Annotated in this window: 12 protein-coding genes; 4 read left to right on the top strand and 8 right to left on the bottom strand. The window is 63.7% G+C overall.

The window, feature by feature from the left end; genetic code table 11:
• Positions 1-50: 50 nt before the first annotated feature.
• Together GA566_RS20150 and GA566_RS20145 are read right to left on the bottom strand one after the other, a co-directional pair.
• A complete protein-coding gene (locus GA566_RS20150; protein WP_137925553.1) occupies positions 51-617 on the bottom strand; it encodes a DUF882 domain-containing protein in 567 nt (188 codons plus the stop codon).
• A 26-nt stretch (positions 618-643) separates the two neighbouring features.
• A complete protein-coding gene (locus GA566_RS20145; protein WP_370459331.1) occupies positions 644-2293 on the bottom strand; it encodes a murein L,D-transpeptidase in 1650 nt (549 codons plus the stop codon).
• 180 nt (positions 2294-2473) lie between these two features.
• Here GA566_RS20145 and GA566_RS20140 point away from each other — a divergent pair, with 180 nt between their 5' ends.
• Complete coding sequence (locus GA566_RS20140; RefSeq protein ID WP_137925555.1) at positions 2474-2929, top strand: universal stress protein; 456 nt, start codon at positions 2474-2476, stop codon at positions 2927-2929.
• Between the two features lie 98 nt (positions 2930-3027).
• Here the strand turns inward: GA566_RS20140 and GA566_RS20135 are convergent, their stop codons facing one another.
• From GA566_RS20135 to GA566_RS20115, 5 genes are all read right to left on the bottom strand, one after another.
• Positions 3028-3993, bottom strand: a complete 966-nt coding sequence (locus tag GA566_RS20135; protein WP_237380524.1) for a tripartite tricarboxylate transporter substrate binding protein — start codon at positions 3991-3993, stop codon at positions 3028-3030.
• A gap of 145 nt (positions 3994-4138) precedes the next feature.
• Positions 4139-5632, bottom strand: coding sequence for an NAD(P)/FAD-dependent oxidoreductase (locus tag GA566_RS20130; RefSeq protein WP_237380522.1), 1494 nt, complete (start codon positions 5630-5632; stop codon positions 4139-4141).
• A complete protein-coding gene (locus tag GA566_RS33290) occupies positions 5629-5937 on the bottom strand; it encodes a (2Fe-2S)-binding protein (protein ID WP_160473834.1) in 309 nt (102 codons plus the stop codon). The genes GA566_RS20130 and GA566_RS33290 overlap by 4 nt, the downstream gene beginning before the upstream one ends.
• Entirely contained in the window at positions 5921-7063 is a 1143-nt protein-coding gene (locus GA566_RS20120; protein ID WP_160473833.1) for an FAD-binding oxidoreductase, read from the bottom strand. Before GA566_RS20120 ends, GA566_RS33290 begins: the two co-directional genes overlap by 17 nt.
• Positions 7064-7231: 168 nt before the next feature.
• The gene (locus GA566_RS20115; protein WP_160473832.1) at positions 7232-8128 is read right to left on the bottom strand and encodes a LysR substrate-binding domain-containing protein; all 897 of its coding nucleotides are present in this window, start codon (positions 8126-8128) and stop codon (positions 7232-7234) included.
• 157 nt (positions 8129-8285) lie between these two features.
• On the opposite strand from GA566_RS20115, the gene argH reads away from it, so the two are divergent.
• Complete coding sequence (gene argH, locus GA566_RS20110; protein ID WP_160473831.1) at positions 8286-9788, top strand: argininosuccinate lyase; 1503 nt, start codon at positions 8286-8288, stop codon at positions 9786-9788.
• A 16-nt stretch (positions 9789-9804) separates the two neighbouring features.
• On the opposite strand, the gene GA566_RS20105 is transcribed toward argH, so the two are convergent.
• On the bottom strand, positions 9805-10899 hold the full coding sequence (locus GA566_RS20105; protein ID WP_137925560.1) for a hypothetical protein: 1095 nt from the start codon (positions 10897-10899) through the stop codon (positions 9805-9807).
• Positions 10900-11008: 109 nt separating this feature from the next.
• Here GA566_RS20105 and GA566_RS20100 point away from each other — a divergent pair, with 109 nt between their 5' ends.
• Together GA566_RS20100 and GA566_RS20095 are read left to right on the top strand one after the other, a co-directional pair.
• Positions 11009-12331, top strand: a complete 1323-nt coding sequence (locus tag GA566_RS20100; RefSeq protein WP_160473830.1) for an FAD-binding oxidoreductase — start codon at positions 11009-11011, stop codon at positions 12329-12331.
• A gap of 194 nt (positions 12332-12525) precedes the next feature.
• Positions 12526-13818, top strand: coding sequence for an MFS transporter (locus GA566_RS20095; RefSeq protein WP_160473829.1), 1293 nt, complete (start codon positions 12526-12528; stop codon positions 13816-13818).
• Positions 13819-13892: the final 74 nt, after the last annotated feature.

Genomic DNA, 13892 nt, shown 5'->3' with positions numbered 1-13892 from the left:
GTTTAGCTCGACATTTGTTTCATCGAACTGTCATCCAGCCATTGCCCATTTCACCCCCAGCGCCGTACCCGTCCCGTATCGATGTGCACAAAATTATCCGACTTGTAGAAGCCCACGCCGCCCGCCTGAAGCGATTCGGCGGCGTCGCGCAGGTCTGCGAGCGCTACACCGGGCAAACGGATGTCGATGGCCATGCCATCCATGTGCAGGCTTCGTTTTGCGACGCCACCCGCGCGTGTACGACGCAGGCGGTCGTTCGTGGCGGGGCAGCGGTAACCCGAGATGACCTGGAACGGGGTGTCGGTTTTCAGTTCCTGGCGCAGGGCGAATAGTACGCCGAACAGCGTGGGATCGATCTGGCCGACGGTGCCGGAGTAGTGATCGCGCAGGAAATGATTCAGCGACTGCTGCGCTTGCGGCAGGACGTCATCGCCGCGGGCGAAGACGAGCGCGAGATGCTCGCCAGTGTGCGTGTGATCAAACGACAGCGACCGGGCGTCGGGCCCGATTGCTGCCAGCGCGTTGCGTGGCGCCAGGGTGGAGAGCCCTGCGCCGAGCGCGATGGCGCTGGCGCAATGCAAAAAACGGCGACGCGGGTTGAAGCTGGATTCGGACATGGAAACTTTTACAACGGGTGCGGCATTCAGGAGGGCCGTGCGGCAGGTCTGGCCCCAGCGCGTTGCCGCAGCGCCTGGTCCAGCAGTTTGTCCTGACCGTAGATGTCAGGGACGAAGTGTACCCGTCCGTCGGCGCGAGCGATGGCCGTGCCATACGCCAGCACCACGGGAATGGGATGCTGGAGTGCCACGGTCTTCGATTTGCCAGCCGTCATTGCCTCACGGATGCGCGGCTCCGTCCATTCGGGCATGCCCTGCATCGCGAACTTCGCCAGTTCGACGGGTGCCTCCACGCGGATGCAGCCATGGCTGAAATCGCGTCGGTCTCGCTTGAACAGTTGCGGCGACGGCGTGTGGTGCAGATAGATGGCCTGGTTGTTCGGAAAAACGAACTTGATGTCGCCCAGCGCATTGAGCGGCCCCGGTCGCTGGCGGATGCGCGACTGCCCATTGAGCACGGCGTCCAGACTCGCCGGACTCACGGTGGTGCTGGCCGTGCTGCCAGACACGAACTCGAAACCTTGCCGAGTCAGATAGCTCGGATCGCGTTGCAGCTTCGGAATGATTTCCTTCTTGGCGATTGACGACGGCACGTTCCAGTACGGGCTGAACTCGATGTAGCGCATGTCCTCGGCAAACAGCGGCGTGCGGGTGTCCAGCGCCTTGCCGACGATCACCTTCATCTCAAGCTTGATGTCGAGCTTGCCGCCGCTCTCAGGTTGATATTCATAAGCGCGCAGCATGAATTCAGGAACATTGACCACGATCATGCGCGGACCCTCGGCAAGCGGGGTCCATCGCGCGCGTTCCATCGTCAGTTCGATCTGTTGCACGCGTGCCGCGGGAGAAACGTTGAGTTGTGCCAGCGTGCCCGCGCCGATCACACCATCGGCTTCGAGCGCATGGCGCGTCTGGAAAGCCTTGACCGCATCGACGATCGCGCCTTCGTAGCGTGCAGGCACGGGCGTGTCCTTCGGCAAGTCTCCGAGCGCTTCCAGCCGTTGCGACAACTGCGGCAGCCCCTTGTAGGTATCGCCCGCCTTGAGCTTGCTGCCGGGCAGAGGCGGTAGCGCGGTTTCCCAGTCAGGCAGCTTGGCCAATGTGCGGTAGCGCGCCAGCGCATCGCGCAACGTGCCGTAGAGTGGGAACGATGGCGCCGCCTCTCGCAAACCTTCGACAAGCCGGTTCGCGGCGATCGCCTGCCGCAGATAGGCTTCGGCGTCGAACGGCGCGGGCGCGGTCTTTGCAAAATTTGCATGGACCTTGCGCGGATCGACCCGGCCCACGTGCAGATCGGACAGGTAGCGGATCATCGCCGTGGTCAGCGATGCATCGAAGCGCTGCATGGCCTCGGGCGACGGCGCGGGGCCGTTGATTGCCTGCGTCAGCGTGCGCTGCAGCGCCTCGGCGCCGTAGTCAGCCGGTTCGAGGCCGTCGGCACTGGCGCCGGCCAGCGTCTTGATGGCAGCCTGTGCGGCCTGCGATGGATGTCCATCGACGAGCCACAGCGGGGCCGGCGGCGTCTGCTGGGCCCAGGCACTCGCGGCGCCGCAGAGCACCAATGCCGCGCCGAGCTGGCGCAGGGACACGACGGAAGACGCCCTTGAGCGGGGAGTCTTGCGGGTAGCGTTAGCGGGAATGGATTGCGTGGCGTGCGTGGCAACAGTCATTGGCATGGCGTCGAAAGAGTGTCTCCGTCGCATATCCTAGCCGATGACGCGGTTGCGTCCGTTATGTTGCACTTGCTGAAAATAAAGATTCTGCGATTGCGCGATGACTTGATTCATGTCAATCGCTGCGCGCTGTGCGCGCCTATGCTGTCTTCAACACGACAACATCACAGTGAGGATTGCTCCATGTACAAGCGCATTCTGATCGCCATAGACGGTGGTCCATCGTCCGAGCAGGCCATCTTCCAGGCTGTGGGCCTGGCCAAGGAACTGGGCGCGGAGGTCAAGATCCTGTTCGTGGTGGATGACAGCGAGTTTTTCTTCGAACCGGCCTACGTCAACCCGCAAGAGGTGCTGCGCGGCATGCTTGAGGTAGGTCAACAGGCCCTGGCCCGCGCCGCGCGCCGCTTCGAAAACGCCGGGGTGCGTGCCTTGACGGAACTGGCCGAGAAGCCGGTGTCGCCGGGCGACATCTCGGGCACCATCGTCAGCCATGCCGAGCAATGGCCTGCCGAACTGGTGGTGATGGGCACACACGGTCGACGCGGTGTGCGACGCATGATCATGGGCAGCGTGTCCGAAGGCGTGGTGGCCAAGTCGGCCAAGCCAGTACTGCTGATTCGCGGCGATACGGTGCATTGAATCGATAAAAAACGGGCGCCACCAAGGCGCCCGTGCAGTACCGCTTCACAAATTCGGCTTCACGAATTCGACTTCACAGATTCCATCTCACAGGCAGGTCAGTCGAGCTTGATGCCGACGGTCTTCACCACCTTTTCCCATTTCTGCGAATCCTTGTTCACCATCTGGGAGAACTCGTTCGGCCCCAGCGCGCTGGGTTCCATGCCCTGCTTGGTGATGGTCTCGCGGATGTTGGGTTGCGCGAGTACGGCGGCAATCTCCTGCGCCAGACGGTTGACCGTCGGCATGGGCGTGCCGCCCGTGGTGAACACGCCGTACCACGACACCACTTCATAGCCCGGCACGCCGGATTCCGCCACGGTGGGCACGTTCGGCATCGTCGCCACGCGCTTGGCGCTGGTCACTGCCAGGATGCGCACCTTGCCGCTATCCACACCGGCCTTGGCGGAGGGCAGGCTCGCAAAGGTCATCTGGGCCTGGCCGGCCATCACGTCCTGCATCGCCGGGGCGTCGCCGCGATACGGGATGTGGGTGATGAAGACTCCAGCCATGCTCTTGAACAGTTCGGCGGACAGGTGCGAGATCGTGCCGTTGCCGGGCGAGGCCACGTTCAGTTCGCCGGGATGGGCCTTGGCATAGGCCAGCAACTCCTGCACGTTCTTGACCGGCAGCGCGGCGTTGACGACCAGCGCGTTGGCGGATTTCGCCACGAGCGACACGGGCTGCACCCCCTTGACCGGGTCGTAGGGCAGCTTGCTGTAGACGGATGGCGCGATGGCTTGTCCGCCTACCGAGCCCAGCAGCAGCACCGAACCATCGGGCTTGGCGCGCGCCATTTCGGCCGTGGCGATAGTGCTGCCGCCGCCGGGCTTGTTCTCCACCACCATCGTCGTCTTGGTGTTGATCTGGAACTGCGTGGCGACGGTGCGTGCGATGGCATCGTTGCCGCCGCCCGGCGCAAAGCCGACCAGCATGCGGATGGGGGCAGGGGGCAGTTCCTGCGACAGGGCCTGCGTGGCAAACAACGCCAGTGCAACAGCGGGAACGATCTTGTTAAACGACATGGTTGATCCTCGATGCAGATTGCAGATAAGTGGGAGAGTCCTCTCGGGGGTGTCGCTGTGCTGGATGGTGGGTGAGATGCCCGGGCGCTGCGTCAGGTCTGGTGCCTGGCTGTCACCGTCCGGGTCTCGCTTCAGTCTCCGTCCTTTATTTTTTGAAACGTACTACGGCTTCGCGCGATGCCTGCGTTTGCGGCAACGTTGCGATCTCGCCAAGCGTCACCGGCTTGGTCGGGAAACGCAGGCGGTAGTAGCCAACGTCGCGCGGATGGCGCTGTTGCTCATCGGCGATCAGTTCGGTCACCGTCAGTCCGCAGAACCGGCCCTGGCAGGGGCCCATGCCGCAGCGCAGGAATGCCTTGAGCTGGTTCGGCCCCTGGCAACCCATGCGAGCGGCTTCTAGCACTTGCTCGGCGGTCGCCTCTTCGCAGCGGCAGACGATGGTGTTGCCCACCGGTCGCCGAAATTGCGGCTGCGGGCGATACAACACTTCGAAGAATTCGCGGCCACGCGTAGCGCGGGCGAGGGCGAGCCGATGCGGCGCGGCCTCGCGGTCGCGTGCTGCGCTGTCCAGGCGGCCCAGCGATGCGGCGGCCTGGATGGCGGCGAGTCGACCGCGATGCTCTGCAGCCATCGCACCCGCAATGCCCGCACCATCGCCGGCGATGGTCAGGTGCGGCACCGATGTGGCGCCCCATGCATCGACGGCAGGCTCCCAGCAGTCCTGGCGCTCGTTCCATGCATGTTCCGCACCCACGGCCCGCGACAGATTCGTGTTGGGCACCACGCCCTGGTGCAGCAGCAACTGGTCGACGGCCATCGTGCGAGGTTGACCATCGGCCGTGTAGCGCAGTTCGGCTACCTGCCCGTTGGCACCGGCCACAGCTTCGAGCGCCGTCACGCCACTGATGATCGGCACGGCCTTGCGCACCGCGCGCAACATCTTCAAGCCCTTCCCGAGATAGGCCGAGCGCAGGAATCCCCAGGCGTGGGGCAGTGCCTGGAGCCACTGCGTGGAGGCCGTCGTTTCGAGGATCGCGTCGATCTTCACGCCGGCATTGAGGTACTGATAGGCCAGCAAATACAGCAGTGGGCCGCCACCGGCCAGCACCGTGCGGCCTTCGGGCACCACGCCGGATGTCTTCAGCAGGATTTGCGCGGCACCGGCCGTGATCACGCCGGGCAGCGTCCAACCGGGAATCGGGAAGGGGCGCTCCTGCGCACCAGTGGCCAGGATGATGTGGCGGCAGTGAAGCAGTCCCGCTTGCGGATCGGCACTGGCGCCGGTCACCGAGTAAGCCACTTCGAAACCCAGGCCATCGGCTTCTGCATCGCGCGGATTGATCGACCACACCGTGGCCGAAGCCAGGTATTGCGCGCCGCTGCGCTGGAATGGCGTTAGCAAGTCGAGCCCGTGCCAGTAATCGGCACCGAGAATGTTGCGCTCCTGCACTGGCGTCGTGCTGATGGCGCGATAGATCTGGCCACCCGGCGCGGGTTGTTCATCGAGCAGGATCGTGCTCAGTCCCAGTTCGGCGGCACGCGTGGCCGCAGCGAGACCGGCGGGTCCGGCACCGACGACGAGCAGGTCGCATTCGAGCATGTCAGATGTTTCGAGCGGAGGCAGGTTCGTCATGGTCATACGGCCACCTCGCGTGCGCCGAGTTGGCGTTCCACGCGCATGCCATCGCGCACGCGGGTCATGCAGGCTTGCTGGTTGGGACGGCCATCGATGCTGACGAGGCAGTCGTAGCAGACGCCCATCATGCAGAAGGGTCCGCGCGCAGCGCCCGATACGGGGGTGTCGCGACAGGCCGCAACGTTGGCGGCGAACAGGGCGGCGGCGACGGTATCGGTCTCGCGGCATTCCAGCGTGGCGCCGTCCACGGTGACGCGCACCGTGCGGCCGGCGGCCTGCGCGGCGGTGGCGTCAAGTCTTCTGAACATGGAATCTCCGGGTCGAAAAAATGTCCAGCTCCGGCGGCAGCGCGCCAGCGGCGATCATCGGGGCGAGGGTCTCTGCATGGGCGGCGGCCAGCGTCACGCCGCTATGGCAGGTGACGATGAACGCGCCGGGATGCGTGGCGGATTGCTCGTAAACCGGAAAGCCATCCTGTGCGCGCACACGCAGCGCCGACCACGCACGCACTGCGCGCACGTCGCGCAAGGCGGGCAAGGTACGCACGGCACGGTCGGCCAGCGTGGCCAGGATCGGCAGCGTGGTGATCTGGTCGGCGTAGCCCGCATCCTCCTGCGAATCGCCAACCAGCCAGCTACCTTCGTCGTTCTGGCGCAGGGTCACCAGTGGTGTATCGAGCAGACGGCGCGTACGCTCGAGCACGAGGATCTGACCGCGCTGCGGCGCCATGGGCAGGTCGATGCCGACCATCGCACCCAGTTCGCCGTTGCGCAAACCCGAGGCCAGCACGATCTTGCGGGCGCGCACCGTGCCATTCGGCGTGCTCAGCGAGAACTCGCCCGATGACGACTGCACGATGGCGGTCACGCCGTGGAAAGGCAGGTACTGGACATCGCCCCGGCTGAACGCTGTATGAAAAGCACGCAGCAGCTTGAGCGGATTGACGATGCCGTCGTGCGGCGTCCAGATGGCGCCGGTCACGTCTGGGCCGAGTCCGGGCACGAGCGATGCGGCTTGATGATGGTCGAGCAGCTTCCACTCGTACGGTTCCACGCCGGGCTGGGCCATGAGTTTTTGGACCCAGGCGAGGCGCGCTTCCACTTCGTAGTCGCCCATCAGGGGCGTCAGGCCGCCTTTCTGTTCGAGCGCCACATCGATGCCGGTTTCCTTCTGCAAACGGTCTGCGAGTCCAGGCCAGAGACGCGTGGAACCAAGCGTCCAGCGGCTGTACGCACCCATGCCGAAGCCCTTGCTCTGCAGCCAGACCAACCCGAAATTGCCGCGCGAGGCACGCAGCGCAACGTCGCCCTCGTCGAGCACGGCGATGGAGCCGACGCGGTCGCGCAGTCCGTAGGCGATGGCCGAGCCGACCAGGCCACCGCCAACTACGGCAACGTCGAAGACCGGCAGGGCGGAAGTGGCGGCGCCGGCCATCAGTCGGGCCTCCGGTGAGGGGGGAGCGGGCCTTCGGCCCTGTTATGCGTCATGGGGAGACTCGTCTGAATCGTTCGGACGAGTATGCGGAGCCGCCCCGACTTGCGCAAATACGAGTCTGTCAGGCGTCCATACGAAAACCGTATGGGGGGAGGATCAACACAGGTTTCAGCCCGGCAGCGCGCCGGTTTCCGTGGCGAGGACTTCGATCATCCGCGCGTTGAATCGCTCCACCAGCACGTTGGCAGGCCGGTTGCGCGCCAGCAACAGGTAGCTGACAAACGGAATGCGGGGCGCAAAGGGGCGAATGACGAGGTCGTTGCCATGCATCCGCGCCACCAGCGGATTGACGATGCCCACCCCCATGCCTAGCGCGACCATCCGGCAGATGGTGGCGCCATAAGGCGTCTCGAAGTGCATGATGCGCCGGTCGTCATCGGCAAAGGCGGCGTCGATGGACGCACGCAGGCCGTCGCCATGCGTCATCGAGATAAAGGATTCCCCGGCCAGATCGGCCGGGGTGATCACGTCGAGACCCGCAAGCCGATGCCCGTGCGGCAGCACGCAACAACCCGCCACATCGGCGATGGGCTGGGCTTCGGTCACGGCCGCAGGCGGCAGGTAGGACACCAGGCCGAGGTCGCAATAGCGGCTCCCCACCCAGTCGGCCACCAGTTGCGTGCTGCCGGTTTCCATCGCCACGTAGACATCGGGATGATCGGCGTGAAAGCGCTGCAGCACGGTGGGCAACACCGTCATGGCCAGCGATGGCACCGTGGCAATCCGCAGCCGTCCCTTGCCGAATTGGCGGATATTGCGCGCTGCGTCCTTGAGCGCATCGAGACCAACGAAGGCGCGATCCACTTCGCGCAGGAACGCGAGTCCTTCCTCGGTCGGGGTCAGGCGACCCGCGCTTCGCGTGAACAGCGTCAGGCCGGTGGTAGTTTCGAGCTGCGCAATCAGGCGGCTGACATTCGGTTGCGACGTATAAAGCTCGCTCGCGGCGGCGGTCATGGAGCCCGAGCGCATGACTGCGCGAAAGGCGTCGATTTCCTTGAATTTCATACCGTTTGTGGGGTGGGGGCGTTCGGCAATCGTTCGGCAATGATGGGCCGATGGTATATCAAATCCGTATGGTCACCCGCGATATTGTGATTTGACGGTATGGGCTGCCGATTCCGATACTGGTTTCCATCGCACAAGACGAACAGGAAATCGCCCCATGGAATCGAAAGTCAGCCGCCGCCTGACCCAGCCCACCGCCCCCGAGGTGTGCCAATTCATCTACCAGCCGCGCCTTGACCGGGACTTCGCACCGGGCTTCCGCTATCTCACGGATATCAACGCGGCGCATTTGCTGATGCTGAGCGGCGCCGGGCTGATCCCGTCGGACGTGGCGGCGACACTCGCCCGCGCGTTGCACCGTATGACGGAGGAAGGTCCGGAGGCCGTGGCACTCGATCCGCAACGCGAGGACGCCTACTTCAACTACGAGGCTCGACTGATGGAAGTAGCAGGTGCCGATGCAGGCGGACGCCTGCACGTAGCCCGCAGCCGCAACGATATCCTCGCGACGCTCGATCGACTGCGTGCCCGTGACGCCGTGCTCGAACTCTTGTCGACGATGCTCGACACACGCGAAACGATATTGGACAAGGCCGCCGCCCATGCCGATACCGTGATGCCCGGCTACACGCATTTGCAGGCGGCGCAGCCGATCACCTATGGCTATTACCTCTGCGGTATTGGCGAAGCGCTCGGTCGTGACATCGCCCGCCTGCACCGGGCGCTGGAATCGCTCGATGCCTGCCCGCTCGGCGCCGGCGCACTGGCCGGTACGGCGTTTCCGATCGATCGCCATGCCACGGCCCGCTGGCTAGGGTTCTCGCGTCCCGCCCCGAACGCGCTCGACGCCGTGGCCTCGCGCGACTTTGCCTGGGAGATTCTCTCCGCGATCACGATTGCCGCAGTCACCTGGGGCCGCGTCGCGCAAGACCTCTACGTCTGGGCCACGCCGGAATTCGGCCTGATCGATTTCCCCGACAGCGTGGCGGGAACATCGAGCATCATGCCGCAGAAGAAAAACCCGGTTGTTCTCGAATACCTGAAAGGCAAGGGAGGCCACATGCTGGGCCTGCTGACCGGCGCACTCGGCGCGCTGAAAGGCACCCATTTCACGCATTCCGGCGACGGCAACCGCGAAAGCATGCGCGGATTCTGGGACGCTGTGGAAGAAGGCAGGCGCTGCGCCAGCTTGTTGAAACTGGTGCTGGAGCATGCCGAACCGCAGCGCGTGAACATGCTGACAAAGGCGCGGCGCGATTTCTCATCCGCCACCGATCTCGCCGACATGCTCGTGCGTGACGCCGGCATGTCATTCCGCGAGGCGCATCACGTAGTCGGTGCCGTAGTGCGCGAAGCACTCGATCGACACATCCCCGCCTGCGAAATCGACAGCGACATGGTGGACCGCGCAACGCTCAACGTCACTGGCCGTGCAGTGCGTGTGGAGGCGGAAGCGGTGACGCGTTGCCTTGATCCCGAGCAGGGGGTGGCGGCGCGCTTGTCGGAGGGTGGACCTGCTCCGATGCGGGTGCGGGAGCAGGTGGCGGTGCAACGCGGTGAACTGGGGCGGGATCGGTGGGCTATCGAAGTCGTGGTGAATCAAGTTGCTGCAGCACGGGAGGCGATGCAGGAGGCAATGGGGGCGCTTGGTGGCAAGTAAATCCGGTGGGAGGCGATTAGGGTCCGATGTACCGGCTGCAATCGGGCATTGGCGAATCCGGCGCATAAACTCCGCGATCGTCTAGCCGGAAGGTGCGTGTGAAGCTGCAGACGGGGTCGATGACGTTGGCGTCGGCGCCTTCGCGTTGATTGGTTGCCTTCGCTGTAGCACTCTCTGTTGGCAAGGGGCTGCCGGAATCCTTCGATGCTTCCGTGTCGTAGACCAGTTGCGGAAAGCCGGATTCCACATTGCGATCCAGTGTCAGTGTCGAAAAAAAGTAATGGTCCGGGCAGGCTTTCTTGCGCCGGTCCTCGGCACTATCCGATTTGCAGTCGGGAAATCTTCGTATGACCGCGCTGGGAAGCGTCAGGATTTCCCGGGACTGGAACGTTGTGCCGCGCCGTGTGATCCGGAAGAGATGCGTTTGCCAGGTGCGATCCCTCTTGTCCCACGTCACGTAAATGTCCGACGTGATGGCGCGCAAGCCCACCACGATGCTGTTGTCCTTGCTGTCTGTGCGAAGGACGGTAGCCCATGGCAAGGCCGACACTGCGCCTTTGCTCGTTGAAGCGGTGGGGAACTTGAACCGATACGTGGCGGGATTCGTCCCCGCATATTGGATCTCGACCCATTGCCATGCTTCGTCGAGATCTGCCTTGGGCGAAACGCGAACGCAGAGTTGCTGGTCTGGTGTACAGCCCTCCAGCAATGGTGCATCGGGTACACCTGAGCTGTTGTCGATCAAGGGCTCCATCCGGTTACCCGCACGATCGGTCTTCACGGCGAACTGAAAGCTCTGCAATTCGGCGATCCGCGCCTGGTAGAGCGCCTCCAGACACGCGACGTCCTGCCCACAGTGGCTCCGCTTCTCCATCCATTGCCACTCGGAGGATGGATCGAGGGCCGGGCCGAATACGCTTTCCGATGCCGCTTTACGAGCTTCGGCCATCTCGCGCTCAAGCTTGGGAAAATCTGCGGCGATGCAGGCTGCCTTTGCAGATTCCGACGGCTGCTTGTTGCAATCGATCCAGGCTGCGTGCGCGCCCAGTGAGAGGATCGAGAGCGCGCAACACGCACACGATAGAAGCAGTATTTTGAAGCGACGACGCATGACGATTTCGAAGGCAGGTTGTGGCACCGGCTGAAATCATAGGTCTATCGTCCGTGCAAGGCGGTCCCATCAGATCAAACAAAAACGCCGCCGCGCTAAAATCCCGTCCATGCATTCCATTCGCAAACGCCCCGCCATCGACGGCCAGCTTGGCTGGTTCGAGACTTCCCCTTCCAGTCACACTTCCATCGGCCAGCGCCTGACAGGTCAGCATCGGTTTGATTTCGCCGTGATTGGCGCCGGATTTACCGGTGTCGCGCTGGCGCGTCGGCTGGCCGAGTTGCATCCGCAGACGCGTATCGCGTTGGTGGAGGCGCTGGAAGTGGGGCAGGGCGCGTCGGGGCGCAATGCCGGGTTCATCATCGATATTCCGCACAACGTGGATGGGGGCGAGGCGGATGCCGCGGCGAGCCGCAAGCTGCATGCGCTGAACATGTTTGCGATCGACCGGCTGCGTGGGCTCAAGGATCGCTTTGGTATCGACTGCGCCTGGCAGGAAGCGGGCAAGTACATGTCGGCGCATGAATCCGCGCATATCGGCGCGCTTGAAACATTTGCGGAAGGGCTGAAGGCCGCGGGATTCTCGTACGAGTTCGTGGAAGGCGCGGCCCTTTCGCAGCGGCTCGGTACCGACTACTACAAGGCGGCGATCTACACGCCGGGCAATGTGCTGGTGAATCCTGCATCGTTGGTGCGAGGATTGGCGGCATCGTTGCCTGAGAACGTCAGTGTTTTCACGGGGAGTCCGGTGACGGCCTGCCAGTATGGTGCGCCACATGTGCTGGCGTTTGCCGATGGCACGTTGCGCGCGGACAAGCTCGTCCTCACAGTGGGCAGCTTCAGCGAGGCATTTGGCCGCGTGCGCAACCGGCTGGCTACGCTGTTTACCTATGCCAGCCTGACCGAGCCCTTGAGCGATGCCGAGCACGCCGCGCATTTTTCCGATGTCCAGCCGTGGGGCAGCACTTCCGCGCATCCGGCGGGTACCACGGTGCGTTACACACCGGATCGCCGCATCTTCGTGCGGAATACGTTCCACTACCGTCCGTCGCTGCATGCGAGCGATGCCGACCTGCGTGCCGCCGCCGCGCATCATCGCCAATCGTTCGAAGCGCGTTTTCCGATGCTGGCGCGCAAGCCATTTGCGTATACATGGGGCGGGTTGATCAGCATGACGCTGAACCACCATTCGGTGTTCCGCCGGGAATCAGACAACCTGTTCAGCGTAGTGGGATGCAACGGGGTGGGCGTGGCCAAGGGCACTTACCTCGGGCATTACATGGCCGAGTTCATGGCTGGCATGCCGAGCGCAGCCATCGATGACATCGCGGCCGGCAGCCATCCCAACTGGATTCCGCCCGAGCCCATCCGGGGGATCGGCGCGGCCATGCGGTTGCGGCGCGAACTGGCAGGGGCGGGCGGGGAAGTTTGATATTGCGCAGCAATCCCGCCAGCGTCCGGGCCGGATTCCCCGGGATTCCTTTGAAGCAGCGCAAAAACTGCGCATGACGCCGCAGAATCTCACTGTTTTTTGGCAGGCGGATTGAATACCATCGGGACCTTTCGTGGCAGGGGCGGTTCGCCTCTTCCTACGCATTGCCCATACCCAGCACCGAAGGAGTCCCCTTGCACCACGCCACATCTCCGGCCATCGCCCCTGAACCTGCGCCTGCCCGCGTGACATCCCATTCATGGCGTGTGATTGCCGCGGCTTCCATCGGCAATGCGCTGGAATGGTTCGATCTGGTGGTCTACGGTTTCTTTGCTGTCACCATTGCCACGCTGTTTTTTCCGGCGGAGAGCGACACCGTTTCCTTGTTGATGACGCTTGGCACGTTCGGCGTGTCGTTCTTCATGCGTCCGCTCGGTGCCGTCGTGCTTGGTGTGTATGCCGACAAGGCGGGACGCAAGGCAGCCCTCACGTTGTCGATCCTGCTGATGATGGTGGGCACGCTGATGATCGCGGTGATGCCGACGTATGCCTCGATTGGTGTGCTGGCGCCGGTGGGCATCGTGATCGCGCGCATGATCCAGGGCTTCTCTGCAGGCGGCGAGTTTGGTAGTGCCACGGCCTTTCTGGCCGAGCATGGCGCGTCGCGACGCGGTTTCTTCTCAAGCTGGCAGGCGTCGAGCCAGGGATTGACCACGGTGTTGGCCGCATGCTTTGGCGCGTTCCTGACTTCGGCACTTACACCCGAGCAGATGCTTGATTGGGGTTGGCGGATTCCGTTTTTCTTTGGCCTGCTGATTGGTCCGGTGGCGTTCTATATCCGACGGAACATCGACGAAACGCCTGAGTTCCTGGCCACGGAAACCTCGCAGCGTCCCTTGTCCGATACCTTCTCCAACCAACCGGAGCGTCTGCTGCTGGCGATAGGCGCGGTGGTGGTCGGCACGGTGGCGTCGTACCTGATTCTCTATATGCCGACTTACGCGGTGAAGCAGCTTGGCATCCCGCCCTCGGCGGCATTTGCCGCGACCATCGCCACGGGCGTGGTGCAAATGATTGGCGCGCCCATCTTCGGTCATTGGTCGGATCGCGTGGGCCGCACCGGCATCATGCTCGGCGCGGCGCTGTTGTTCCTGGTGCTGGCGTATCCGGCCTATGCGCTGCTGGCGGCATATCCGACGTTCGGCATGATGATCGGCGTGCAACTGTGCATCGGCGCCATCATCAGCGCGTATTTCGGCGTACTGCCGGCGCTGCTGACCGAGTTGTTCCCCACGGCGACCCGTACCACGGGGATGTCCCTCGGCTATAACATCGCGGCCACGCTGTTCGGTGGTTTCGCACCATTCATCGTGACCGGGCTGATCAGCGTAACCGGCAACCCGCTCGCCCCAAGCTTCTACCTGAGCGCCGCCGCAGCCATCAGCGTTGCAACCTTGCTCTTGATCAGGCAGCTCGGCTTGCGCTAGTTGGTGCGCAACCTGCACCAGCGTCGGGCCGCGCGCTGCGGCGGTGCATCAAAGCCGGCGCGATGCGTGAGTTC

Origin of the sequence: Cupriavidus sp. SW-Y-13 (genome assembly GCF_009793345.1) — a bacterium.
Lineage (GTDB): Bacteria > Pseudomonadota > Gammaproteobacteria > Burkholderiales > Burkholderiaceae > Cupriavidus.
The sequence above is the reverse complement of the archived record's forward strand: the minus strand, read 5'-3'. Positions and strand labels throughout refer to the sequence as shown.

Excerpts from the sequence above, each read along its gene's own strand:
- GA566_RS20150 (WP_137925553.1), bottom strand. The coding sequence starts at position 617 with ATGTCCGAATCCAGCTTCAACCCGCGTCGCCGTTTTTTGCATTGCGCC.
- GA566_RS20145 (WP_370459331.1), bottom strand. The coding sequence starts at position 2,293 with ATGCCAATGACTGTTGCCACGCACGCCACGCAATCCATTCCCGCTAAC.
- GA566_RS20140 (WP_137925555.1), top strand. The coding sequence starts at position 2,474 with ATGTACAAGCGCATTCTGATCGCCATAGACGGTGGTCCATCGTCCGAG.
- GA566_RS20135 (WP_237380524.1), bottom strand. The coding sequence starts at position 3,993 with ATGTCGTTTAACAAGATCGTTCCCGCTGTTGCACTGGCGTTGTTTGCC.
- GA566_RS20130 (WP_237380522.1), bottom strand. The coding sequence starts at position 5,632 with ATGACCATGACGAACCTGCCTCCGCTCGAAACATCTGACATGCTCGAA.
- GA566_RS33290 (WP_160473834.1), bottom strand. The coding sequence starts at position 5,937 with ATGTTCAGAAGACTTGACGCCACCGCCGCGCAGGCCGCCGGCCGCACG.
- GA566_RS20120 (WP_160473833.1), bottom strand. The coding sequence starts at position 7,063 with ATGGCCGGCGCCGCCACTTCCGCCCTGCCGGTCTTCGACGTTGCCGTA.
- GA566_RS20115 (WP_160473832.1), bottom strand. The coding sequence starts at position 8,128 with ATGAAATTCAAGGAAATCGACGCCTTTCGCGCAGTCATGCGCTCGGGC.
- argH (WP_160473831.1), top strand. The coding sequence starts at position 8,286 with ATGGAATCGAAAGTCAGCCGCCGCCTGACCCAGCCCACCGCCCCCGAG.
- GA566_RS20105 (WP_137925560.1), bottom strand. The coding sequence starts at position 10,899 with ATGCGTCGTCGCTTCAAAATACTGCTTCTATCGTGTGCGTGTTGCGCG.
- GA566_RS20100 (WP_160473830.1), top strand. The coding sequence starts at position 11,009 with ATGCATTCCATTCGCAAACGCCCCGCCATCGACGGCCAGCTTGGCTGG.